23 protein-coding genes are annotated in these 24106 nt (G+C 37.6%); 17 read left to right on the forward strand and 6 right to left on the reverse strand.

Annotation, left to right across the window (positions count from 1 at the left end; all coding sequences use genetic code 11):
- The first annotated feature begins 5 nt into the window (after positions 1-5).
- From Q8G36_RS11770 to Q8G36_RS11780, 3 genes are read left to right on the forward strand one after another with little or no spacing between them, the layout of a single operon-like run.
- A complete protein-coding gene (locus Q8G36_RS11770; protein WP_305160345.1) occupies positions 6-1166 on the forward strand; it encodes an ABC transporter ATP-binding protein in 1161 nt (386 codons plus the stop codon).
- On the forward strand, positions 1130-2074 hold the full coding sequence (locus tag Q8G36_RS11775) for an ABC transporter permease (protein WP_305160346.1): 945 nt from the start codon (positions 1130-1132) through the stop codon (positions 2072-2074). The genes Q8G36_RS11770 and Q8G36_RS11775 overlap by 37 nt, the downstream gene beginning before the upstream one ends.
- Complete coding sequence (locus tag Q8G36_RS11780; protein WP_094246734.1) at positions 2074-2880, forward strand: ABC transporter permease; 807 nt, start codon at positions 2074-2076, stop codon at positions 2878-2880. The genes Q8G36_RS11775 and Q8G36_RS11780 overlap by 1 nt, the downstream gene beginning before the upstream one ends.
- A gap of 64 nt (positions 2881-2944) precedes the next feature.
- Here the strand turns inward: Q8G36_RS11780 and Q8G36_RS11785 are convergent, their stop codons facing one another.
- On the reverse strand, positions 2945-3586 hold the full coding sequence (locus Q8G36_RS11785; RefSeq protein ID WP_305160347.1) for a hypothetical protein: 642 nt from the start codon (positions 3584-3586) through the stop codon (positions 2945-2947).
- A 112-nt stretch (positions 3587-3698) separates the two neighbouring features.
- Between Q8G36_RS11785 and Q8G36_RS11790 the strand changes: the two genes are divergently transcribed.
- Together Q8G36_RS11790 and Q8G36_RS11795 are read left to right on the forward strand one after the other, a co-directional pair.
- A complete protein-coding gene (locus tag Q8G36_RS11790; protein WP_305160348.1) occupies positions 3699-5105 on the forward strand; it encodes an FAD-binding oxidoreductase in 1407 nt (468 codons plus the stop codon).
- Positions 5102-6436, forward strand: a complete 1335-nt coding sequence (locus tag Q8G36_RS11795; RefSeq protein ID WP_305160349.1) for a (Fe-S)-binding protein — start codon at positions 5102-5104, stop codon at positions 6434-6436. The genes Q8G36_RS11790 and Q8G36_RS11795 overlap by 4 nt, the downstream gene beginning before the upstream one ends.
- A 350-nt stretch (positions 6437-6786) precedes the next feature.
- Here Q8G36_RS11795 and Q8G36_RS11800 read toward each other — a convergent pair whose 3' ends face one another.
- Complete coding sequence (locus Q8G36_RS11800; protein WP_305160350.1) at positions 6787-7416, reverse strand: homoserine/threonine efflux transporter; 630 nt, start codon at positions 7414-7416, stop codon at positions 6787-6789.
- Between the two features lie 140 nt (positions 7417-7556).
- Between Q8G36_RS11800 and Q8G36_RS11805 the strand changes: the two genes are divergently transcribed.
- The 3 genes from Q8G36_RS11805 to Q8G36_RS11815 all read left to right on the forward strand — a co-directional run bounded on the left by Q8G36_RS11805 (position 7557) and on the right by Q8G36_RS11815 (position 10181).
- Positions 7557-8384 carry a TrmB family transcriptional regulator gene (locus Q8G36_RS11805; protein ID WP_305160351.1) on the forward strand — a complete coding sequence of 276 codons (828 nt, stop codon included), beginning with the start codon at positions 7557-7559 and terminating at the stop codon, positions 8382-8384.
- 327 nt (positions 8385-8711) lie between these two features.
- Complete coding sequence (locus Q8G36_RS11810; protein ID WP_370694051.1) at positions 8712-9167, forward strand: HEAT repeat domain-containing protein; 456 nt, start codon at positions 8712-8714, stop codon at positions 9165-9167.
- Positions 9168-9368: 201 nt separating this feature from the next.
- Entirely contained in the window at positions 9369-10181 is an 813-nt protein-coding gene (locus Q8G36_RS11815) for a class I SAM-dependent methyltransferase (protein ID WP_305160353.1), read from the forward strand.
- 295 nt (positions 10182-10476) lie between these two features.
- Here Q8G36_RS11815 and Q8G36_RS11820 read toward each other — a convergent pair whose 3' ends face one another.
- Positions 10477-10716 (reverse strand): hypothetical protein, encoded by a 240-nt coding sequence (locus tag Q8G36_RS11820; protein ID WP_305160354.1) that lies wholly within the window; start codon positions 10714-10716, stop codon positions 10477-10479.
- Positions 10717-11262: 546 nt separating this feature from the next.
- Here Q8G36_RS11820 and Q8G36_RS11825 point away from each other — a divergent pair.
- From Q8G36_RS11825 to Q8G36_RS11865, 9 genes are all read left to right on the forward strand, one after another.
- On the forward strand, positions 11263-11955 hold the full coding sequence (locus tag Q8G36_RS11825) for a GntR family transcriptional regulator (protein WP_305160430.1): 693 nt from the start codon (positions 11263-11265) through the stop codon (positions 11953-11955).
- Positions 11948-12877, forward strand: coding sequence for a DMT family transporter (locus Q8G36_RS11830; protein ID WP_305160355.1), 930 nt, complete (start codon positions 11948-11950; stop codon positions 12875-12877). The genes Q8G36_RS11825 and Q8G36_RS11830 overlap by 8 nt, the downstream gene beginning before the upstream one ends.
- 818 nt (positions 12878-13695) lie before the next feature.
- Complete coding sequence (locus Q8G36_RS11835; protein WP_305160356.1) at positions 13696-14457, forward strand: glucose-1-phosphate cytidylyltransferase; 762 nt, start codon at positions 13696-13698, stop codon at positions 14455-14457.
- A 38-nt stretch (positions 14458-14495) separates the two neighbouring features.
- On the forward strand, positions 14496-15470 hold the full coding sequence (locus Q8G36_RS11840; RefSeq protein ID WP_305160431.1) for a GDP-mannose 4,6-dehydratase: 975 nt from the start codon (positions 14496-14498) through the stop codon (positions 15468-15470).
- Positions 15471-15509: 39 nt separating this feature from the next.
- The gene (gene rfbG, locus Q8G36_RS11845; RefSeq protein ID WP_305160357.1) at positions 15510-16604 is read left to right on the forward strand and encodes a CDP-glucose 4,6-dehydratase; all 1095 of its coding nucleotides are present in this window, start codon (positions 15510-15512) and stop codon (positions 16602-16604) included.
- A gap of 78 nt (positions 16605-16682) precedes the next feature.
- Positions 16683-17594 (forward strand): glycosyltransferase, encoded by a 912-nt coding sequence (locus Q8G36_RS11850; RefSeq protein ID WP_305160358.1) that lies wholly within the window; start codon positions 16683-16685, stop codon positions 17592-17594.
- Between the two features lie 80 nt (positions 17595-17674).
- Entirely contained in the window at positions 17675-18886 is a 1212-nt protein-coding gene (locus Q8G36_RS11855; RefSeq protein WP_305160359.1) for a glycosyltransferase family 2 protein, read from the forward strand.
- Positions 18887-18900: 14 nt separating this feature from the next.
- Positions 18901-19851 (forward strand): phosphotransferase, encoded by a 951-nt coding sequence (locus Q8G36_RS11860; RefSeq protein ID WP_305160360.1) that lies wholly within the window; start codon positions 18901-18903, stop codon positions 19849-19851.
- A gap of 108 nt (positions 19852-19959) precedes the next feature.
- On the forward strand, positions 19960-21189 hold the full coding sequence (locus Q8G36_RS11865; RefSeq protein WP_305160361.1) for a glycosyltransferase family 2 protein: 1230 nt from the start codon (positions 19960-19962) through the stop codon (positions 21187-21189).
- A gap of 148 nt (positions 21190-21337) precedes the next feature.
- Here the strand turns inward: Q8G36_RS11865 and Q8G36_RS11870 are convergent, their stop codons facing one another.
- From Q8G36_RS11870 to Q8G36_RS11880, 3 genes are all read right to left on the reverse strand, one after another.
- Positions 21338-21646: an ATP-binding protein gene (locus Q8G36_RS11870; RefSeq protein WP_305160362.1), complete on the reverse strand. Its 309-nt coding sequence runs from the start codon at positions 21644-21646 to the stop codon at positions 21338-21340.
- 447 nt (positions 21647-22093) lie between these two features.
- Entirely contained in the window at positions 22094-22465 is a 372-nt protein-coding gene (locus tag Q8G36_RS11875; RefSeq protein WP_305160363.1) for a cyclic-phosphate processing receiver domain-containing protein, read from the reverse strand.
- Positions 22466-23134: 669 nt separating this feature from the next.
- On the reverse strand, positions 23135-23923 hold the full coding sequence (locus tag Q8G36_RS11880) for a FadR/GntR family transcriptional regulator (protein ID WP_305160364.1): 789 nt from the start codon (positions 23921-23923) through the stop codon (positions 23135-23137).
- Positions 23924-24106: the final 183 nt, after the last annotated feature.

The following is a 24106-nucleotide window of genomic DNA, read 5'->3' on the forward strand; positions in this document are numbered from 1 at the left end:
ATCACATGGAAGTATTAAAAAAAGATGTGGAAATTAATAGGCAACACCTGGAGGCAGTTCAGGGGGTTGGGTCAAATAAAAATGATGTAGAGATAAAAGGCGCGTTTAAACAATTTGGAGCGAATGTTGTCCTGAATGGCATTGATCTGGAGGTGAAACAAGGAGAGTTACTCACTCTTCTTGGGCCTTCCGGGTGCGGAAAGTCCACAACCTTGAACCTAATTGCAGGGTTCCTCGATGCAGATCGGGGCGAGGTCCATATTAAAGGTAATAATGTTACGAAGGTTCCGCCTTATAAGCGAGATTTAGGAATGGTTTTTCAAACTTATTCGCTTTTTCCTCATATGACAGTCTATGAAAATCTCAGTTTTGGCCTGAAACTGCGCAAGGTTGATAAAGCTGAGCAAAAAAAGAAGATAAGTAAAGCGCTTGAATTAGTGAAAATGTCAGGATTGGAGAATCGTTATCCAAGGGAATTATCAGGAGGTCAGCGTCAGCGTGTTGCGATTTCCAGGGCACTTGTAGTTGAACCGGAGCTCCTTTTGCTTGATGAACCGCTTTCAAACCTTGATGCAAAGTTGCGCCATGAACTCAGGGCCGAGATAAAGCGTTTACAAAAGGAAATTGGCGTAACGACCATTTTTGTGACCCATGATCAAGAAGAAGCTCTTTCCATGTCTGATCGAGTCGTTGTCATGAATGCAGGGAAAATTGAACAAATAAGTACACCGACTGAGATTTACAATCATCCCAAGACTGAATTCGTCTTTCAATTCATCGGGAAATCGAATTGTTTTGAAGGGAATGTGTTTGCTGCGGATAAGCGGAAAGTTTCAGTCAAGATTGGGCCGGATATTACTCATGTCGATGCAAACAACATCATGGGAAATGATAGTGATTTGAAAATCGGTGATGAGGTGAAGCTTTATATTAGACCAGAAAAACTGCAAATTGTCTCTGCTGATGAAAAATCTTCATCTCCATTGGATTTCCATCGTGCTAAGATTAGCCAAATTAATTATCTTGGTACCGCATGGGAAATCAATGTTCTATTACAGGGGAAAAGTATTCAAGTATTGACATCCGCTTTCGATTCATCATGGCAAAATGGAAGTGAGGTGTTAATTGGATGGAGCCAATCAGAAGTTATGCTAGTCAAGAAATAGAACAGGAAACGAATCCTATAGAGCCGCAAAAGGAACCTAAAATCAAGAAAAGGAAAGTCTGGGTGCCGGGATTACTCCTTTTAACGCCGATTTTACTTTTCATATTTGGTTTCTTTGTCATACCGATGTTATACATTTTATATTTAAGCTTCATATCAACAGATAATCTTGGAGGAGCCGATGCAGTTTATAGCCTAAAAAACTATACACAATTATTTTCCGATAGCTATTACTTATCTTCTTTATGGCTGACAGTGAAAATCAGTTTATATTCGGTCTTGGTTGCTTTATTTCTTGGATACCCGGTAGCTTTGACGATGGCCAAAAGTTCAGCGCGGATCAGAGGGTATATCACTCTTTTGATCGTGTCACCGCTCTTGGTTAGTATAGTTGTCCGTAATTTTGGCTGGTACCTCTTGCTATTGCCAAACGGAACAATTAATCAAACCTTGATGGCCCTTGGCATAATAGATGCACCATTGAAACTATTGTTTTCGGAAATCGGAGTTGTGATTGGGCTATCCAATGCATATCTTCCTTTCATGATCTTATCCATCGTTGCCAGTCTTTATAATATTGATCCCTCTCTGGATAAGGCAGGAGCGATACTTGGGGCAAGCCCATTCAGAAGGTTCTTTTCCATTACCTTGCCGCTAAGTATCCCTGGTATCGTATCTGGTTGCATTCTCGTATTCAGTTTGTCAATGAGTGCTTATGTTACGCCTGCACTAATGGGGGGAGCCAATGTGCCCGTGATGCCTGTTGTCATCTATGATCAAATAAATAACCTGCTGCACTGGACTTTTGGATCTGCTCTTTCTTATATTCTATTAGCAACCACTGTCCTATCAGTAGCCGTCTTTACCAGAGTGTTTGAAAAAGGGAAATTCAAGGAGGTATTCCGATGATGAAAACGTTTGGCGGCCTTCGGATTGCCGTTGCCGTGTTGGCCATTATCTATATCTTGATACCGCTCATTGTCGTTATTCCCGCATCTTTTACAAGTGCCAATTATCCAAGTTTTCCGGCTGAAGGTTTCTCACTGCAATGGTATGCCAAGATCTTGGAGCGTCCTGAATTTTTGGAGGCATTTTTGAACAGTGCGAAGTTCGCAGCATTAGCTGCCCTTTTCTCCGTCATTTTCGGAACTTTGGGTGCCCTTGGCATCGCAAAGTATGATATTCCGGGAAAATCGTATATTACAGCCCTTTTAACTTCTCCATTAAGTGTGCCGCAATTAGTCTTAGGAATTGCACTTTTGATGTACTTTACTCCAATGATGCTTGCCGGTACGTCTACAGGATTTTTAATTGCCCATATCGTGATTTGCATACCATATGTTATGCGGCTCGTATTAACCGGTTTAAGTGGATTTGATTATAATCTCGAACGGGCCGCGGCCATACTTGGAGCGAATCCACTAACAGTATTCATGAAAGTGACACTGCCGCTAATTGGATCCGCGGCCATCTCGGGGGGATTATTCGCATTTTTGACATCATTTGATAATGTAACGGTATCTCTCTTTATGGTATCGCCTGAAATGAGAACGCTGCCGATCGAGATTTTCTCGCAAATGCAGGATGCCTACAATCCAATCGTTGCATCCGTGTCAAGCGTGGTTATTTTCATATCAGTCCTTCTAATCGTCATACTTGAAAAGATTCAAGGTGTCGGGAAAGTTTTTGGTGGTTCCCATCATACAAACGGTTAAAAACGATATAAATGATGTGACAAACGATCATGCTGCGAAGTTCAGATTTTTTTACGAATAAAACTCATATAAACGTTCCATTCAAATGATCCAAACACCTTTTAGCAGCCAATAGTGGTGCCGTTAGAACAGGGACAGAAGGATTAACCTGCTTTGCGATATGTTCCATACTATATTGTGAAAGCAAAATCACTTCTGTCTTTCCATCCAATTGTTCCACCATCTTTTTAACCCGATCGTCATGTTCCGTTCTTTTTCCCTGTGATAATAAATGGATGATCCCGGGATCCACCAATGACTCGATCATACAGTCCGGATTCTTATTCAATAAGTAATTTTGAAGGGCGATCGGCGTTTCTTTTACGGTTGAAACCAGGCCGATGCTAGTATAGCGAAGTGCTTCATCAAGCATGGCCTCATCTGAACGAAATAACTTTACAGGGTATAGTGGTTGTAAAATTGAAATGATGTCATTAAAAGCAGAGCAAGTAAGTTGGATGCATGAAACGTCAGAATCATAGGCTATATTCACTAATGCAGAAAAGCGGCGGATGATTTCCGGAGTTAACTTGCCGCTCTTTTCCATCAAGGCGAGAAGACCCGTGTCCATGAAATGAAGGAGTTCAATGTTCGGAGCAACAGTCTGAAAGGCCATTTCAATTGGTTTTAGTGCAGTTGTGGTTGCGTGAACCAGTGCGATTTTCAAGTAAAAACCTCCTTTTTCTTTCATCATTATATCTAGCAGAATCATAAAATACCATTATTATACATGAAGATATTCATTTTCCAATTCACTATTTAGAAAGGAAGTGACAAGCATGGAGAAAGAACCCCTGGACGCTCTTAGTCAGGTAATTCCAAGTGACAGAATATTCCTTGATTTGGCAGAAAGATATTGTTATAGCTATGACGCTTCTTTTGGGGAATATTTACCTGAAATCGTTATACAGCCAAAAAACGCGGAGGAAATCAGTGAAGTGGTTAAATTGGCTAATACTCACAAAATACCTGTTTACCCCAGAGGATCTGGAACTTCGCTAAGTGGCGGCCCTTTACCTGTTCAAGGGGGGATGGTTCTTGATATGACCCTTTTACGGGATAAATTGATCATTGATCGGGAAAATATGCTTGCCATTGTCTCTCCAGGTGTGATTACGGCTAATATTCATAAAAGGGCTGAAGAAGCCGGCTTGTTCTATCCGCCGGATCCAAGCAGTTCCAATGTTGCCACTATAGGCGGGAATCTATTAGAAAACTCCAGCGGGCCAAAGGGATTGAAATACGGAACGACAAAAGAATATGTGATAGGCCTGGAGGTGGTCACCCCGACGGGAGAAATCATTCGTACTGGCGGAAAGACCGTAAAAAATGTAACAGGGTATGATTTGACCCGATTGATCGTAGGATCGGAAGGTACCTTGGGCATCGTTACAGAAGCAATCATCCGCTTGATACCAAAACCTCTATCTAAACAAACATTTGTTGCCCACTTCAATCATTTGATAGACTCTGGCCATGCCATTACCAGCATTTTATCATCAGGAATTTTACCATCTGCCCTGGAATTGATGGATAATGCGTGCATCCGTGCTGTTGAAAGTTATCGGCCTTCAGGGTTGCCTCTTCAGGCAGAAGCCATTCTGATCATAGAAATAGATGGTCACCCATTGGCGATTGAGGAAGAAATCAATAAATGCGCTGATATATGCAGGGCGGAGGGTGCTTCCTACGTCAAGATAGCGGAGACAGAGGAAGAACGCCAAACTATTTGGAGTGCGCGTAAATTGGTTTCCCCGGCCATTACACAAATGGGTCCTACAAAAATTTCTGAAGACGCGACCGTTCCACGCAGTCAAATACCGGCGATGATGGAGAGATTAAACAAAATCCGGGAGAAATACGGGTTGAACTTGGTTGTATTCGGCCATGCCGGGGATGGGAATTTACACCCGAACATCATTACCGATAAACGAAATATTACAGAAATGAAAAAAGTCGAGCTTGCAGTCAGTGAAATTTTTGAAGCCGCAATCGAACTCGGCGGAACACTTTCCGGTGAACATGGAATCGGTACTTTAAAGTCACCATATATGGAAATGGAATTAGGAATAACCGGGGTGAATATGATGAAAAAAATTAAAGAAGCATGGGATCCCAATAATATCCTGAATCCAGGAAAGATTTTTCCTGATAAGGGGCAGACAAGGGTTGTGTTGGTTACATGAATCTACCCGTCAAACTTAACGAGACAAATTCAGCGGTTCAAAATTTATATTCAGATGCCTATGATTGGACAAACCAATGCGTAAAATGCGGTTACTGTTTACCAGCATGTCCTACATATGAATCAATGGGTGTAGAATCCGCCTCACCACGCGGTCGCATCAATCTAGTGAAAATGGCAGCCGAAGGGAAAATAGATTTCCAAAAAGATTTAGCTGAACCGATCGACCTATGCTTAGGCTGCCGTGCTTGTGAAACCGCATGTCCTGTTGGTGTGCCATACGGACATATACTGGAAGCGGCAAAGGAAGCCGTTGAAAACTCCCCGTCAGCATACTCAAAAAATAAAAAAATAACCAAGATCAAAAAACTGGCATTGGTTCATCTGTTTCCATATCCAAAACGAATGAACAGGATTGGAAATGCCGTACATCTCTATCAAAAAACAGGATTATCCAAGCTTATCCGGACATCGAATGTACTGCAAAAGGTTTCCCCCGCCCTTGCACATTTAGAACAAGCACTTCCAGCCATCGAGTCGTCCTCCAAACGAATCCGGACAGGTACGCTAATGCCGTCAAAAGGGGAAACGAAATTAAAAGTGGCATTTTTTACTGGGTGTATCATGGATTCCATGATGTCACGAATAAACCGTCTTTCCATTGAGCTGCTCACCATAGCGGGATGTGAGGTCATTCTCCCTGAAAATCAGAATTGCTGCGGTGCACTGCATTCCCATCAAGGCGAAACAAAGCAAGCGAAAGCACTGGCAAAGAGGAATATCCAAGCCTTCATGCAAGCGGATGCTGATGTAATTGTAAATAACGCAGGAGGCTGTGGCGCTTCCCTTATTGAATATGGACATCTATTGGCAGATGATCACGAATGGGCTGGGGCGGCCAGAGATTTCTCGGAAAAATCAAAAGATATCAGTCAAATTCTTCATCAATTGGGACCGCTTCCCTTTACTGAAGAATGGCAAGGCATCGTTTCTTATCAAGATTCATGTCATTTACGCAATGTTCAAAAGGTCCAAAAGGAACCTCGTTTATTATTGCAATCCATACCAGGAGTTTCCTATGTGGAAATGGAAGGGTTTGACCGTTGCTGTGCATCTGGAGGCATTTACAATCTTCTCCACTTTGATGAATCCATGAAAATTCTTGATGAGAAAATGAAGAATCTAAAAGAAACGAAAGCAACAACCATAGTTACGGTTAACCCTGGCTGCCAAATGCAAATGAGCATTGGTATCCAAAGGGAGGGAGTGGCAAACCAAATGAAAAGTATGCACCTTGTTGAAATACTTGCCAAGGCTTGCGGCCTGGATTGACAAATAAGGATACTCCAAACTTCATAAACATTACTCGTCAGTATTTTCTGCTCTTATGGGAAAATGCTGACGTTTTTATTTTTCATTTAATTAATGACCATGTAAGGGAACTACACCATTCATTAATAATGTAGGTGGAAAAAGTCTTTATAGATCAATAATGCAGTGCCATATGTATGGATGAAAGATTGATTAACATTATTGACTAAAATGATTAAGGCAGCTTTTTCTTTATGCAACAATCAGTGCAGGTTAGTAAACAGATGTTAGTTGCACGTTAGATATATATGAAAAAAACCGTTCAATTTTCTGAACGGGTAGAATCAAATTAGATGTGTTAGTAAATGAACTTAAATTCCTGTTTTTATGCCAAAACCTATTAATATTAAGCCAGTTGATTTTTGGAATGCTTTCTGGAATTTGGAGTTGTTCATCCATTTTTTTGCGTAATCAATTAGATAAACAAGAAATAGAAACCACAAAACAGCGAGTAAGGTTAAGATGAAGGCTAATATAATCAATTGCTGGTTTACATTTTCGTTCAAATTGATAAATTGCGGCATGATTGTTATATAAACTAAAACGGTCTTTGGATTAAGAATGTTATTAAGTAATGCTTGCATAAAGGAATCTTTATTATGCCGGTTTGTATACTTCGTAGGTGTATTTGCTTGTGCTTGAATTTCTTTTAAGGAAAAAACGCTTTTAGCAAAAAAACTTTTTATCCCTAAATAAATTAAGTAGGCGGCTCCCAAATATTTGATTGTACTGAAAAGAATCACAGACTTTGCAATGACAACAGATAGTCCAAGAATAGCAATAAGCGTCCAAAAAGAAAGTCCCGTTGCCATTCCGAGAACGGTATAACGTCCCGCTTTCGGACCATAGCTAAGCGTGTTTTTCACTAAGAGCATAGTATCTGCTCCTGGTATAATAACCATCATTGCAACGATTGATATGTATGTAAGTAAGCTATCCATACTATTTCCCCCTTCCACATGTATAGTGGCTACTTAAGTAACTACTTATGTAAGTATATTAGATGAAAATGGAAAACGTCAACAGATTTTGTTAAAATATTAGTTACAAAGGTAGCAACTACGGTTGTGTTGGAGGGTTTATGAAAGAAAACATTTTAGAAACATTAAAAAATCTAAATTTTACCGAATATGAAGCGAAAGCATATCTTGCCTTATTGGAAGAATCGCCATTAACAGGCTATGCAGTAGCAAAAAACTCCGGTGTACCACGTTCAAGAATATATGAAATTCTGGACAGTCTCGCAATGAGAGGAGATATTCTGGTTAGTCCTGGAAACACACCACAGTATACTCCTGTTCCTGCAGGGGAGCTAATAAAAAACCGTCGGATGAAAGCAGAAGAGAATTTTGAACTGGCAGAAAAATCATTAGCGGAGTTTGAACGTTCTGCAAATGATCGTGAAAATATCTGGAATATCATGGGACGCAATGAAATACTCGATAAGGTAAAAGCTTGTATATTATCTGCTAAAAAAAGAATACTCTTAGAGATTTGGGAAGACGAATTCGAAGAATTAGAGTCTGAACTTAGACAGGCAGCATATAGAGGGGTCAATGTAACAATTATTGCCTATGGGGAAATCGTCTGTGATTTTGCTAATGTTTACCTTCATTATATGGGTCATGAAATTACAGAAGAGTATGGTGGACGTTGGCTTGTCATTAGTGGAGATGATTCAGAAGTAGTAGCAGGTATTGTCTCGCTTGGTAAAGATAGCCGTGCAGCATGGACCATGCATGTAGGTTTAGTTATGCCCATTACAGAAGTCATGATTCATGATTTGTATCTCATGGAAATCATGGATAAACATAGAGAACTTTTAGAAGAAAGTTTTGGTGTAAACCTCGCCAATTTACGTAAAAAATTCTCTATCCATCCAGATTATAAAAAACATTACTTGGACTAGATTTGTGCTATTATTGTCTGTTTTTTACAACATAATAAGAAAAGCATACTTTATAGTCAACTAAAGGGGCATGAATCCACGCAGGTTTTATGCCTTTTAATGTTAAAGTTACTTATTGAGCTATAGGTGCAGGTAAGTTTGTAGAACCAAAGCATCGGGCACCCCGCACCCGACTGATAGAAGATACAGCAGATGATTAAGAAATTTTACTATATTAAAATATGGAAAAGGGTATAATAAAGAATGGAATAAGCCATTCTTGGTAATGGGATTATTGTAATATCGGATTAACATTTTGATATCCGGATTACTAAGACAGAAGGAGAAATGATTCATTTGAATAACAAAGAAACAATAGGTATCGAGTTACCTGCCAACTATGAGGAATTAAAAAAATCTGCCAATCGTAAATCTAGTTGGAGAGACCGTTTAGATGCGATCGAAGAATTAGGTCAGTCAAAAAATAAACAAGTAATCGACATTCTCACACATATCCTGAATAATGATTCTGTATATAAAGTTCAAGAGGCCGCCTACCGTCAATTGAAAAGTTTAGGCGAAGATGTTCAATTGCCAGCAAGGAAAAAGGGCGAGTCGGTTAAAGGATTGACCAAAATCTTACTCAGGATCAAGAAGAGTTTACCAGAAAATCACACATATACTGAATTTAAAGAGAAACTCCAGAAGATGAGAATGGATATATATGATACCTATGAGGGTGAAAAAGGAGCAGACTTTGATAAATGGCTTGAAAATACGTGGTCAACTTTATCGAAAAGATAAAAGGTCATCCATTAAAAAGAAAAAGGAGCAAAGTTTTTGCTCCTTTTTCTTTTGTGTAAAACAAAAGTTTTAGCGTGGTATGCTAAAATGTTTAAAAGAGGAAGTTTTTGGCTGTTTGCTTCAATTTGAATCAAACGATAATGCGCAACTCCAAACCACGGTGAAAACCGATAAATACATACGAATTTCAGGGGAGAAAAGATGACTGATTATATTGAACTTTGGAAACAGGCAATGGCAGATCATACAGGGGAGATACCAAACAGGCTAAAAGATGATGCAGCAGAAGAAGCATTTTGGTCTTCCAAGGTTGCAGGGAAACAACAACATAAAGCGGACCCATATGCAAAACTTGTGCAGCAAGAGTTACTGGCATTATTAAAACACGATGATCATGTATTGGAAATCGGCCCTGGATGGGGCAATTATACATTTGCTATGGCAAAAGAAGTCAGGAAGTTAACTTGTATAGATAGCTCCAAAAGCATTATCAGTTTTTTGGAATCCCAGGCGAACGAAAAAGGTTTCGAAAACATGGAGTTGATTCATGATAAGTGGGAAAGTGAGAGCAAAAGAGACAAATATGATGTAGTATTTGGTTTTAATTGTTATTACCGTATGACAGAAATCGGTCAAACCTTATTAAAAATGAATGAGTCTGCAGCCCGTTTAGTGATTGTAGGTATGACAACCGGACCAGAAAAACCTCATTATATGGAATTGAAGCAACGAGGATATACAATTAATTTAAGAAAGCGGGATTACATGCATATCTTGAATGTTTTGTATCAACTTGGAATACTGGCGGACTGTAAGATCGTTAAATTGAAAAGTACAAAAATTTATTCCACCTATGAAGAAATGATCCGAGATAATACAACAAAAATTCTCGATGAACATTTTTCCTATGATGAAGTAAAAACGATCCTTAATAAATATGTGGTGGAAAAAGAAGGAGTTTTCGAATACGAATATCCGTTTCATGCAGCTTTGATGTATTGGAATCCAAGGTGATATTAACTATTTCAGTACCTTTTTCTCTGAATTCTTTAGCTTCTTTTTGAGGTTCTTCAGGAAAAAGGTATTTTTTCTGTTGGTTATTCGCAAAATAATATTAACAAGGCTACAAAACAATGATGGAAAACGGAGTGTGAATGATAAATGAAAGAAATATCAGAAAAGAGATTTTGTGAAACTTGTAAAAAAGAGACAGTTCATACAGTAACTGAAGATGCATTGGAAATAGAATATTCCTGTAATGAGTGCGGTCAGCACCAAGACATTTTCAAGACATTTTTTTAGAGAATATTCAAACCAGTTTGTATGGAATTGCAATCAGAAGAACTAAAGTAGTCTTCTTTGGTATTTGGACTTGACCTACCCAATAATCCCCTCGAATTCTTCGATATTTTTTTGCTTTTCCCTTACTTAGAGCGGAACGAAAATCCAACTGAATAGTTAAGACACCTGCCAAAACAAGTGGACCTCCATCTAGGGCAATAGGGTCATTCCCGTTTGCCGCCATCATGAAATACCTAGCAACAGCCAATATGGTTTTCCTGAACAGGTCTATTGAATTTGTAACGTGGTTTTAAATGATCTACGTTTTAAAAACCCCTTCACCGACATTCGCCTTGTTTCTCCATAAAATCGATAGTCAACATATAACTAAGACTACATAATTCCACCCACACAGTAGTTAATCAACCTTTAGAAAATAACTAAAGATTTGAAGTTGTTTTCCGCTTTCCAAGGGCAAAAGAATATATCATGACCGCCAATTACTTATTAATGATGGGATAATCCAAATAAATTGACAGCACTCTGGTTGGGAGTGTGTCTTTTTGGTTTGATTAGAAATTATCTTCTTTCGTTAGAAATCATTGTTTCTATATAAAAGTTTGAATTCCATTATTCTTGGCTTTTACTTTCCCCGTTGACGAGACCCTCTAGACTAAGTCTTAATGTGGTGGAGCAATTATGAAATCATTTGAAAATATACAGCTGTGAAATTTTCTAATCTCTCTTTCAACGGCATGCAATATGTGATATATTGCATATTATATATTGGTGTTTTAAGGAGGTATAGCCGTTGGTGCATTCAAATTCATCACAAAAAATTAAACGTACTTCTGTACGTGAAGAAGCATACATGATTTTGCGGGATTGGATTGTACAGGGAATACTAACGCCAGGCCAACAATTACGCGACAAAGAATTAGCCGAACAATTGGGAGTAAGCAGAACCCCCATTAGAGAAGCGCTTTTAAGGCTTGAGGATGAGGGATTTGTAGAGACCAGGCCGAGCCGTTCAACTATTGTTTCCCCTATTCGATTCGAAGGGCTTTTAAACATATATTCCATTGTTTGGACACTGGAAAAGTTGGCTATGGAACAGGCTTTTGATTTCATTGAAGAAAAACACTTAATTGAGATGCAAGCCATTAATCATAAAGTGAAAAAAGCAATCGACGAGGGAAATCAAATAATGGCCGTCCAGAAAGATAATGATTTTCATTCCATTTACATCAACCTTTCTACAAATGATGAATTGAAGCGGATTCTATCGGGACTCAAACAAAAACTTATACGAATAGAACTGTTTTATTTCAATCAGGTAAGAGATGTTCATCTTTCCGTTGATGAGCATGATCAGATCATACAGGCATTAAGGAATGGAAATCTCACTATGGTGCTTAAGGTGATAGAAAAGAATTGGAAAGAAAGTTACTTTAGAATTCAAGCCCATACGGAACGTGTAAAAAGTGGGGAAGAAAAAAATGAGTAATGATACTTTAGTTGCTATATCACCTTCAAGAAATAAAGGGATTGCACTAGTACTGACTGGCGCTGCGTTATGGGGAGTATCAGGAACGGCAGCTCAATATCTATTTCAGCAGCAAGGTTTCAGTCCTGAGTGGCTCACTGTTGTACGCTTGTTGCTTTCTGGAATCATCTTATTGGGGGTCGCTTATAAGAATGAAGGACTGAAAGTTTTTGAGATTTGGAAAACTAAAAATGATGCGCTTCAAATTATCCTTTTTGCAATTCTGGGAATGCTCGCGGTTCAATACACCTATTTTGCAGCAATTGAACATGGCAACGCAGCCACTGCCACTGTCCTTCAATACTTGGCACCTGCCCTGATCACTTGTTATTTAGCCATTCGTTCCAAACGTTTTCCAAGCATTACTGTGAGTGTAGCTGTGATCATAGCGATTTTAGGCACTTTTTTGCTCGTGACGGGAGGAAGCATACGTACACTTTCCATTTCAGGGTGGGCAGTATTTTGGGGTGTAACATCAGCCTTTGCATTGGCTTTCTATACATTGCAGCCTTACAAACTCCTTTCAAGATGGGGAGCGATGATTGTTGTGGGATGGGGCATGTTGATTGGAGGCATATGCTTTAGCATGATCCATCCTCCATGGGCATTTGAAGGCAATTGGACGTTACCTTCATTTTCAGCGGTTTTATTCATCATCATTTTCGGTACGATCATGGCTTTTTATTTTTATTTGGAAAGTACAAAATTCATCTCTGCTTCAGAGGTAAGTTTATTTGCTTCGGTTGAGCCGTTATCCGCAACCTTAATATCCGTTTTCTGGCTGAATGTAACCTTTGGTTTTGCCGAGTGGCTCGGTACACTTTGCATTATAAGCACCATTACGATTTTATCGATCGTAAAAAACAAGTACTATCAAAGTTGAAAACCGGGCAAAATAATGGAATCTCTGATGAAGTTATTTAATACCAGGCGATAAAACTATTAATCTAACGGTAAGTGGATAAAGCTCGAGCATTAATGAAATGCTTAATTTTAAAAAAGCAATTACACTACATGTGAATTGCTTTTTTTGTATTTTACGAGTATAACGATACATTTAGCTATTCAAAAGTCGTTATTTAGACTGTTCAACAATAAACGGATATAACGAATCACTTGTTGATCATATAAAGAGAGGAGAGGGGAAATGGAAATAGAGTAGCAACCGTTCTTTTTCCCTTTTCCAAATACATAAAAAGCTTGCTCTCGACATGGGCAAAAACGGCAATGGAATCGTAATGTATCTCTTTTAGCAAGCATTGAATTAACCTCTCTTGAGACCCCTAAAAAAACAGCAACAACTTTGGAAATAAAGTTGCTGCCATAAATAGGGCTTATTTTAATAGGGAGGGCTTGGAAGTGTCATTCCTTCTAAGACATGGATTTTCAGAAATGCTTTTCTACCTCTAGTAACTCTTACAGATTACGGCTGTTGTCGAGATGGTCTTACAATAAACTCATTAACGGTAACATCTTCAGTTTGATTTAAAGCAAACAGAATCGTTTCCGTAATACCGCCAGGACTAATCGCAAAAGCATCGTATAATTCTTCGAACGGGCCTTTCAAGTCTGTGTCAGTAATAGTTTGCGTCTACCGACCCAAATTAATATATTATTGCTATAAATAGGGATAAGCCGTTAACAAGGATTACATGACCGAATAAGATGAAGGAAAATGTAATGACAACGGGGGGGAAATACATGAAAGTAGTAATCCTATGTGGAGGAAAGGGTACAAGGATGAGTGAGTTGACAAATGATGTACCCAAACCATTAGCCCAAGTAGGAGGCAAGCCTTTGCTGTGGCATATCATGAAACTATATAAACATTATGGTTTTGATGATTTTATTTTATTGCTTGGATATAAAGGAGATCAGATAAAGGAGTACTTTATGAATTATGATTGGAAAAATCATAATTTTACATTAGATACGTCTACCGGAAACATTCAATTGCTACAACATCCAGAAAAATGGAAAATCACCTTTCTTGATACCGGCTTAGAGACCATGACGGGAGGCAGAATAAAAAGAGCAGAAGAATATATAGGAAACGATACCTTTATGCTTACCTATGCTGATGGATTGGCCAATATAAATTTATTGGAATTATTGAAATTCCATAAAGGCAATGGGGCAATTGCGACCGTAACAGGAGTAAATAAAATTAGTCAATATGGTATTTTAACTGTTAATAAAGGAATAGCAGAATCATTTGCTGAGAAATCACGGAGCGAAGGGATTATTAACGGAGGTTTTTTTGTATTAGAACCTAAAGTATTCGAATACTTAACCGATCATCCCAATTGCATTTTTGAAGAAGAACCTTTGAAAAATCTGACACTAGATCGTCAATTGGCAGTGTATCTTCATGAAGGATTCTGGATGGGAGCGGATACCTATAAAAACGTGTTAGAACTAAATGAAATGTGGAAGCAAGGTATGAATTTTTGGGCGAAGTAACGAATTAAGATGGAAGGCAAAGAATGTGAATGAATAGTATGAATCCATTTTGGAAGGATCGAAACGTTTTAGTTACAGGATGTACAGGCTTTCTGGGAAGGTATTTAGTAAATGAATTGACAAAATCAGGTGTAAATGTAACAGGACTTATTCGAGGGAAAGGTTTGAACTCCTCTACTTTTCACGAGGACCTATGTTCAAACATCAACTATGTTCACGGAACATTAGCGGATCTCCCAATGATCCAAGAGGCACTGGAGAAATATGAAATAGATACTGTTTTTCATCTGGCTGCACAATCCATCGTGGGGACAGCGAATCAGAATCCAGTTCATACTTTTGAAACCAATATACGTGGTACATGGAACCTATTAGAAGCTTGCCGGCATCATCCGGTAAAAAGAATAATCATTACATCAAGTGAAAAATCATATGGTCATCATACACGAGTCCCACTTGATGAAACCTTCCCCCTACAAGGGAGACAACCATATGATGTTTCAAAAAGCTGTGCTGACCTAATAGCCCATACCTATTTTTATACTTACAAACTGCCTGTTTGTATCACAAGATTCGGAAATGTATACGGGGGTGGAGATTTAAACTTTAATCGGATCATACCTCAAACCATCCGCTCTATTATTCATCATGAATCCCCCGTAATAAGGAGTGATGGCACTTTTGTTCGCGACTATCTCCATGTTGAAGATGCCGTACATGCCATGATGCTGTTGGCAGAAAAAATGGAGGAATTGGAGATTGCGGGAGAAGCATTTAACTTCAGTAATGAAAAACCGTTAAGTGTATCGGATGTCGTAACTAAAATATTGACTGTTATGAATAGTGATTTGCATCCAATCATTCTAAAATTAGCAAACAACGAATCAAAACAGCAATTTCTGTCTGCCCAAAAAGCAGAAGAGGTATTAGGCTGGAAACCAATCTTTAGTTTTGATGCAGGTTTAAAAAGAACAATAGAATGGTATAAGGAATATTTCCGATTAGGAGAGTAGAATTGAACATTTTGAGGAATGAAAAGAAGGTGTTAGTTTATGAATAAAGATTTTTGGTATGGAAAAAAAGTACTTGTTACCGGTCATTCCGGATTTAAAGGTTCCTGGTTATGTTTGTTGCTTTATTCATTAGGCGCTAAGGTAACAGGGTATAGTATGAGGCCCCCAACTTCCCCCAGCTTATTCGAATTATGCCATATCGACCAGCTGATACCTACCCGATATGCGGATATTAGGGACATCCACACATTACAAACCACTATTTTAGAACTAAAGCCTGAAATTGTCATTCATATGGCAGCACAGCCATTAGTTAGAGCCTCCTACTTAAACCCAGTTGAAACCTATGAAATTAACGTAATGGGAACCGTTCACCTACTAGAAGCCGTGCGAAATGCCATCCACAAGGGCATTCCCATCAAAGCGGTGATTAACGTAACCACTGACAAATGCTATGGAAATAAGGAGTGGTTTTGGGGTTACCGGGAAAACGATGTGCTCGGCGGATATGATCCATATTCCAGCAGTAAAGCCTGCTCAGAATTAGTCACTGAAGCTTATCGAAAATCATTTTTTAATTTGGAGGATTATGAATCGCACGGAGTAGGGGTCGCAACTGCAAGAGCCGGTAACGTCATCGGCGGTGGTGATTGGGCGGTTGATCGCTTAATACCGGATTGCATTAAAACCTTGTTAAGGGGAGAAAAAATTAAAATTAGAAATCCTTATGCTATTCGGCCGTGGCAGCATGTCCTCGATCCGTTAAGCGGGTACCTATTATTGGTAGAGAAATTATATAGTGATGGAAAGCAATATTCGGAAGGCTGGAATTTTGGTCCAGACGATGATAGCGGAAAAACCGTTGAGTGGGTTGTGAAGAGTCTTTGTTCCAAATGGGGAGAGGATGCCACATATGAAATTGAAAACGGACGTCATCTACATGAAGCCCATCAATTAAGACTCGATTGCTCAAAAGCGAAATTCAAATTGGGGTGGTATCCGAAATGGAATACCGAATGTGCAATTGACAAAGTCATTGAATGGACACAGGCCTATCAATCTAATTCTGACTTGATGGCTGTTTGCATGAAGCAGATTGATGAGTATCGTAATATTGATATGAAATCTATTTAACTCATAACATTCAAAATTTTTCAACATGTAGTTATATAGGAACTAATTTATCTTTAAAAAAGAAAATGAGGTGCTTCAATGGAAAATGTTTATTGTTCCATTTTATCGAAAGGCAGGGTATACCAATTCCTTGCCTTGGTTTTTTCCTTGCAAAAGATGTCAAAGGAGGATTTTGATCTATTCGCACTTTGCATTCAAGATGAGACGTATAACTTATTGGAAAAATTAAATATTAAAAATCTTCACGTCGTTCATGAAAAAGAACTTGGAGAAGAAGTTCTAGCTTTAAAAACAGAAAGAAAGATCCATGAATACTGTTGGACGTTAAAACCTATTTTTTTAGAACATCTTATGATGAAACATCATTCGGCAAGTCGATTAACCTATCTTGATTGTGATTTATATTTTTGGAATGACCCTTCCATTATATTCAAGAATCAACCAGACTGCTCGGTCCTATTGTCTCCGGAAGAAAAATACAACCCCTCTTGGAGTCCCAACTTTAAGCATTATATGCAAAAAATAACGGGAGTTTATAACTCTGGATATATAAGCTTCAAAAAGGATGAATTTGGTCTATCTTGTTTGCAGTGGTGGAAAAAGAAATGCATTGAACGATGTGAAATTGTACCTAGTGAGGGGTTTTTTGGTGATCAGAAATATTTAGATCAAATGCCAAAGTTATTTTCCAATGTTTGTGATATCACAACCCCAGGAGTCAATATCGGTATATGGAATGACCTGAAATTTCAATTCCATGAAGATGATGGTGCAGTTTATGTAAATAAAGATAGGCTTATCTTTTATCATTTTTGCGGTTTGAGAATTGTGAATAAAAATAAAATCGAGTTAATATTTAACCAGAAATATGTTCCGTTTATCTTTGAGTATTATCAACAGAAGCTCCAGGAGGCAATCGATTTGGCAGAAAAAATTGATCCCCCTTTCAACGGATATGCATCTGAAGAAGATTTGAAACGGTATTGGTAGCTGAATGGGTACTCGCAATTTGTCAATAATGGCTTTGGATGTATACATGATTCCCATCACGAAATGAAGAAGGTGAAATGATGAAAGCAAGTATTATTATCCCATCCTATAATGCAAAGGAACGGTTATATTTAAACCTGCTCTCTCTATCGTACCAAGACTACCCACATCAGGATTTTGAAGTGATTGTGATCGACAATGGATCAACAGATGACACGATTGATATGCTATCCAAATTCGAAGCAAAATTCCCTCTTATAACAGTACGAGTGGATCAGAATAGGGGAATCGCCTATGGGAGGAACCTAGGCATATTAAAGGCTAACGGAGATATTCTGATTTTTCATGATAGTGATATGATCGCGTCAAAAGATTATGTAAGAAAGCATATCGAGGCACATCAAGAAAAAAACAAGGTGGTTTGTGGATTATGTTGGCTGAGAATATACAGTTTTTATTATGAAAATTTTAAATCCTTTCACCAACAGCTATTTAAAAGGTTAAACAACCCATATACTGGGGTTCAACAAGTAAACGATAGTGTCTATCAACTAATATCTGAAAAACAGATCAAAGACGGCTCGTTTATGAACTATAGCTTCGAATTTGATAACGTTATTCTCTTTTCCTATTTAAAACAAACCCTTCAAACGTATAAGGAGAATTTAACGGGTTACCATTTTCCATGGAGGTATTTTCTAACAAATAACGCTTCAGTTGAACGAAAAAGGGTTTTGGAAATTGGTTTATTTGATGAAAAAAATGCAAATTGGGGATTTGAGGACTTTGACTTAGGCTATAGGCTCTACAAATCCGGTAGTGAATTTTCTGTCAGACACGATATTATAAGCGCACATCAAGAACATGAGCGAAATTATACGACCAAAGAAATTAAAGCAAGTACTGATTATTGGTTTGAAAAATATAATGAAATTGATTATATAGATATGCTTTTAAGCCTGCTATTTGACATCGCTTCTATTTTTCCACCCATGGAACCCATTATCGAATCAACGCATTTAAACAGTTTGATGGAAGAAATATACGAAATACGTAAACTCTCAAAGTACAGTGATCTTTTAGATGTTTTTCGGGAAATGCTACAAATAGCCAAAAAGAAATATTTGAAACAAGAGGAGCATATTCAATTAAATGATTTGGGTAAAAGTATAGATTTTAATATTGTTTTCCAAAAGGTAAACGAAATTCATGAAAAATTTGGCATGATTCATTTTTATAACGCCTTTTTTGCATTAAATAATTATATTTCAAATAGTTTTTCGACAAAGTGAAAGGGGTTTTCAACATGGACTTTCCATTAGGCGACCTCCAATCGATATGCAGGGAATTTGGAATTGGAGATCTGATAGCAGTTGAAGGCCGCCTGGGTGGGTTTGTAAATACGAATTTAAAGATCAAAACAGTAAAAGGCCTTTTTGTCATTCGAATCTATAGAGAAAAGTTTGATCCACAACGTATTCACTATGCACATGATATCATTTCGATTCTCCGTTCATCCAATGTACCAGCATTAATGCCTATACAAAATAAATTTGAAAACTATTTTTCAACATACAATGATCATTTTATAGAAGTTACCCCGTTCGTACAGGCTAATCATTTCCAGTGGATTCCAAACCAAGCCTACTTCAGCGGCATCATGCTGCGAAAAATGCACCAAACACTAATGCATGTTAAAAAAGATCCTCCACCAAGACAGACTATATACGATTATTACAATTGGAGTGTGTTGGACGACATGTCTAAATTACAGCCACTTTACAACTGGACGAGTCAGAACATATTCGAAATCTATCAAATAAATGAATTGATCCTGAATCATTCCCGGAATTTAAAATGTATTTCCATAGATCTACCTACAACGATTTTACATGGCGATTGGCACCCCGGGAATCAGCTTTACCAAAAAAACGGTGAAGTGTGCTGTATATTGGACTTCGATTCGATTCAGCGAGGGGAATGTGTCTTCGATGTGGCCTACACCCTTTATTTTTACTTATTAAAAGATAAAAGCGAAGCATTAGGGAAGCCTTTTTTGCAAGGTTATGGCGTATTATCTGAACAAGAACAAATGGTACTTCCTGTTATGATTGCTAAACTTGGATTGTTTTTTGGGAGTTTTATTAATAAAGGGGATTTAGAGTTTTCAAAGCAAAAGGAATTGGTGGAATGGGTACTCTCCCATGAAGGTATCAAAACGCTGCAAGATATGGTTAGACCGGATATTGCACGCTAACACTGGAATTTTGCTTAACCTTAAACTAGCATCATCCCAATTGACATTATCCTTTTTGTTTTGTTATTTTGTTAGGATTTTTAAGCTACATTAGCGAGGTGTACCTGTGTGAAAGCAAGTATTATTATTCCGTCTTACAATGCATGTGAACGTCTTTATTATAATCTGCTATCCCTAAATCTTCAGGACTATCCCCATGAGCAATTTGAAGTCATTGTCATCGATAATGGTTCTACTGACAGTACTGCCAAAATGCTATCGGAATTTTCAGCAAGTTTCCGACTTGAAACTGTTAGAGTAGCTGAAAATAAAGGTATTGCACATGGAAGAAACCAGGGTATTTCAAAAGCGACAGGAGATATACTCATTTTTCATGACAGTGATATGATTGCTGAGAAAAATTTTGTCAGAAAACATTTGGAAGCACATAAAAATGAGAATACGGTAGTTTGCGGGTTCATTTGGAAGGAGATTTTCACCTATTATTACAAAAATTTTGAGGATTTCAGAATCTCCGAATTTAATAAAGTAAAAGATCGATTTCACTACCAATCCGAGGATTTCGATCAAGATATACTGCAATTGATTCCTCCAGAAAAGATTACCGATGGCAGTTTCATAAAATATAGCTTCGGAAAAGACACGCCCTTTATCGATTCTTTAGAAAAAGTCATTCAAGAATTTGGATCAGACCTAAAACGATACCATTTGCCTTGGAGGTTTTTTATCACCAATAATTCTTCAGCACCAAGAAAAAAAGTAGTAGAAGTCGGCATGTTTGATGAAAAGATTGTGAATTGGGGTTTTGAGGACTATGATCTTGGGATTCAGCTATATAAGTCTGGTTGTAAATTTAAACTCTCGAATATTGTAAACGTCCATCAGGCACATCCAAAAAATTACATGAGAGGTGAGGCCCTTAAAAGCTTTGAATATATTTGTAATAAGTATAACGATATTAGACATATTGATATTGTTCTCGCTTGCATATGCACATTTTTGCGTGGTTCCCTATCCATTGACGAAAAAGGGTTGAACCATATCGTGGAAGATCTTTATATTCTTCAAGAAATAGGTAAATACAATAGACTGTTGAGTTATTATCTAGAACTCCTCCAAATGAAAAGGAAGTCCTATTTTAAAATGGGAGATAATAAATTAAAGGAAGCGCCAAGTGCTGGCATGGAGGAAAGTGAACTAGAGCAGCAGATCAATGAATTGTTGGAAACATATGAAATACGACATTTTGCACATGCACTTTTAGCCTTGCAAAGGGATTTAAAAAGGAATATAACAGAAGGAGACAGAAGTTTTAGAGGGCACTATAAATCCGAATAAGGTAAAGGTTGACTAGTAAAAGTGATTAGGTCATTTTCCATATCTGATCAAAGAGAGGGCACTGCGCTCTCTTTTTCGCATGATTGCCGGGTGTAAGATCACGGAGGGCACACGTAGATTACTGGTCCTTTGTTCGAACTTATATGATCTAAGTTAGACCTAAACCTATTTCTTCGTTTTTGGTGGAAAAGAATGGTGTTCCCAGCAGCTTTAATTTATCTTCAAATATTCCTACTCCTGTATCACTCACTTTTATATGAATCTGTCCATATTTATAATAATGTTCAATTCTAATTTTCCCCTTGCCTTGAATTTCATCCATTGCCTCAATTGCATTCTTCAACAGGTTAAAAAAGGCTTTTAGAAATAAATTTCTCTTTCCAACAACTTTTCTCTCTGTATCACTTAGAGCCCATTCTATTTCCACCTTATAAAGTTTTTCTTGGAATAAAAACAAAATAGAAGCTAACTCCTTACATAAATCACTGGGAACAAAGGGTTCCTCATGTAAATCAGGTTTAGAAACGTGTAATAGATTTTACAGAGCTTCTAATGCTTTTTTCTAATTCAGCTTCTATCGTATCAAAATAAGGATGAGTTTAGCTCTTTATTTATAAAAAACTATAACTAAATAATTTTGATATTTTCTTATACAACCCAGGGTTTCGATTGATACATATTCAGGAGTAGCTAAGGCAAAATTTATTAGTCAAAGAAAAAAATACAAAAGGGCACCTCTAAAGTTGCCCTTTCGAACTATTATTTATCTTACCTACTGTCTATTGGTAATTAAAGTGAAAACAAGGTATATATATGATTCTGAATCCAGTTTTACCAATCCAATAAACTGGCTTAAAAATGAATAATCATGGATGAAATGTAACAGAGAGGTAGAGAGTTGAGTTTACCTTATTTCTATATAATGTTGCAGAACCCTTGGAGGGAAGAATTTGAGGGGCAGTGGTCTTAAGGATACAATAATGGCAGGGGGCATTGTTAAATTCCGTTGTGCTTGTTTTAAACAGTTGTACATAGCTTTACCGCCAACTGAGTTGGCAGAGTGAATAGTAATGCGATTGGCAAATAGTTTTTCTTTGACCATTTTTTGAACAAGCATAAAACCATTCCTGGTTTTATTTAATAAATCATGGTCCAAAGAGAGATGTTCTATATCAAAGTTTTGCAATAGCTCTATACATTCGTCAATAGTCTCGACTAAAACATAGCCATCGGGTGCTTTCCGGTAGTCATCCAGAAAAATGCTGATTTTCTCCATTTCTTACACTCCTTTCTTTGTACAAGTGTGATTAAGAAAAGTCAGTTAAACCCAAGAAAATATGGTTTTATTTATTAAGTCTAACACAACAATGGGAGAAGGGGGCATATTCGACGTTAAAGACTAATATACGACAGCCTTTTTTATTAAATATTCTTTATACTTATCGTTGTACTTCTTCAACTAACGGATCTATATTATAAGAAGGAACTTGTAACTGAGCAGTCCCTTGTGAATATAGTACAAAACATCCATTTATAAGTTAGTGATTGTAATAATTTGGGTAAAAGGTAATATCTTGACTAAAAGGAGAAGTGATATGTTACATCCAGAAGAGATTTATCTTGTACGAAGGGACAAAACGCTGCTGCTGGAGTTAAAGGAACAAATTAATGACTATCATATTTCCCACTTATCAATGATTATTGATTAATGATCAACTTTCTTTAATTGATCATGCTCTAATAGAATGTAACGCTGATTCTTTCACCATGTCAAAAGGATAAAACAACATTTACTGTCATATATATAGGGAATCAATTTTTTAACTATAAATAACCAGCCTAGCGCCCTCTGAGAAAGGCGCTTTTTTAATGTCAAATTTAATTGGTCTCCTAAAAAAATCAGGTATGCCTCCATGTTCTGGTTAGTAATATTGCGAGCGGACCCTTAATTATCACCTTCAGCATTACGATGATGGTCTTTTTCATTTTGATAAGCAGCAATTTTGACATCATCGCCAATGCTTTCAAGTGTAGCCGAGGCCATCTGTTCTCTAATGCGAATGATATGGGCATCCATTAATTGCTTGGCTTTGTCCGCTTCTTTTAGTGCGATAGAATGGAAGATTTCTTTATGTTCTTGAAGCGTTTCTTGAAAATGACCTGGTTTTGCGAAACGATGTCGCCTGGTGGCACGGATAGTATCTTTCATTTGATCACTAAGGGTATGGACCAATCCAGCAAATATGGAATTGTTTGTGGCTTGTGCGATACTATAGTGGAAATGTAAATCTGCTCGCAAGCCTAATTCTTCATCATGTTCCGAACGTGCCATTTCTTCTAGAGCTTTAAGGATATTTTGTAAATCAAGAGAGTTTGCTCTCTGTGCAGCAAGAAAAGCACATTCAGTTTCAATTACTCGACGGACTTCAAGCATTTCATAGACCATGTTGTCTTCAGCTTTGATGATTGAAGCGGATAGCTGTTCGATCAGTGACTGAACATCAGATTTTCTGATAAATGTCCCATCACCTGGTCTGACCTCAATGACTCCGTTAATCTCCAATACTCGAAGGGCCTCTCTGATTGATGTTCGACTCACTTTAAAACGATTGGACAACTCCCGTTCAGGGGGTAATTTATCTCCAGGTTTCAATTCACCGCTAATAAAAGATTCCTTAATTTGATTGAAGATGATTTCGTACACTTTTGGGGATTTAACTGGTATAGAATCCATTACTTTCTTCACATCCTTCAACAACAACCCTAAAATCATGTTGGTACGACTATTAGTCGAATAATTTTAACAAGCATTCATTTATGAATCAAGGGGAAGCGCACTATTATAATCAAAATAAGTAATTATTGAAAAAAATCAAACCTTTAAATTGGTTAGACCAATATTAGAAATATATCATTA

The sequence above is a fragment of the Peribacillus frigoritolerans genome (genome assembly GCF_030676415.1).
GTDB lineage: Bacteria > Bacillota > Bacilli > Bacillales > DSM-1321 > Peribacillus > Peribacillus frigoritolerans_A.

What these genes read in the sequence shown, in the direction of transcription:
- Q8G36_RS11770 (WP_305160345.1), top strand. Translation starts at nt 6, where the DNA reads ATGGAAGTATTAAAAAAAGATGTGGAAATTAATAGGCAACACCTGGAG.
- Q8G36_RS11835 (WP_305160356.1), top strand. Translation starts at nt 13,696, where the DNA reads ATGAAAGTAGTAATCCTATGTGGAGGAAAGGGTACAAGGATGAGTGAG.
- Q8G36_RS11850 (WP_305160358.1), top strand. Translation starts at nt 16,683, where the DNA reads ATGGAAAATGTTTATTGTTCCATTTTATCGAAAGGCAGGGTATACCAA.
- Q8G36_RS11880 (WP_305160364.1), bottom strand. Translation starts at nt 23,923, where the DNA reads ATGGATTCTATACCAGTTAAATCCCCAAAAGTGTACGAAATCATCTTC.
- Q8G36_RS11815 (WP_305160353.1), top strand. Translation starts at nt 9,369, where the DNA reads ATGACTGATTATATTGAACTTTGGAAACAGGCAATGGCAGATCATACA.
- Q8G36_RS11855 (WP_305160359.1), top strand. Translation starts at nt 17,675, where the DNA reads ATGAAAGCAAGTATTATTATCCCATCCTATAATGCAAAGGAACGGTTA.
- Q8G36_RS11780 (WP_094246734.1), top strand. Translation starts at nt 2,074, where the DNA reads ATGAAAACGTTTGGCGGCCTTCGGATTGCCGTTGCCGTGTTGGCCATT.
- Q8G36_RS11800 (WP_305160350.1), bottom strand. Translation starts at nt 7,416, where the DNA reads ATGGATAGCTTACTTACATACATATCAATCGTTGCAATGATGGTTATT.
- Q8G36_RS11875 (WP_305160363.1), bottom strand. Translation starts at nt 22,465, where the DNA reads ATGGAGAAAATCAGCATTTTTCTGGATGACTACCGGAAAGCACCCGAT.
- rfbG (WP_305160357.1), top strand. Translation starts at nt 15,510, where the DNA reads ATGAATAAAGATTTTTGGTATGGAAAAAAAGTACTTGTTACCGGTCAT.
- Q8G36_RS11830 (WP_305160355.1), top strand. Translation starts at nt 11,948, where the DNA reads ATGAGTAATGATACTTTAGTTGCTATATCACCTTCAAGAAATAAAGGG.
- Q8G36_RS11775 (WP_305160346.1), top strand. Translation starts at nt 1,130, where the DNA reads ATGGAGCCAATCAGAAGTTATGCTAGTCAAGAAATAGAACAGGAAACG.
- Q8G36_RS11810 (WP_370694051.1), top strand. Translation starts at nt 8,712, where the DNA reads ATGATTCATTTGAATAACAAAGAAACAATAGGTATCGAGTTACCTGCC.
- Q8G36_RS11840 (WP_305160431.1), top strand. Translation starts at nt 14,496, where the DNA reads ATGAATCCATTTTGGAAGGATCGAAACGTTTTAGTTACAGGATGTACA.
- Q8G36_RS11860 (WP_305160360.1), top strand. Translation starts at nt 18,901, where the DNA reads ATGGACTTTCCATTAGGCGACCTCCAATCGATATGCAGGGAATTTGGA.
- Q8G36_RS11795 (WP_305160349.1), top strand. Translation starts at nt 5,102, where the DNA reads ATGAATCTACCCGTCAAACTTAACGAGACAAATTCAGCGGTTCAAAAT.
- Q8G36_RS11805 (WP_305160351.1), top strand. Translation starts at nt 7,557, where the DNA reads ATGAAAGAAAACATTTTAGAAACATTAAAAAATCTAAATTTTACCGAA.
- Q8G36_RS11790 (WP_305160348.1), top strand. Translation starts at nt 3,699, where the DNA reads ATGGAGAAAGAACCCCTGGACGCTCTTAGTCAGGTAATTCCAAGTGAC.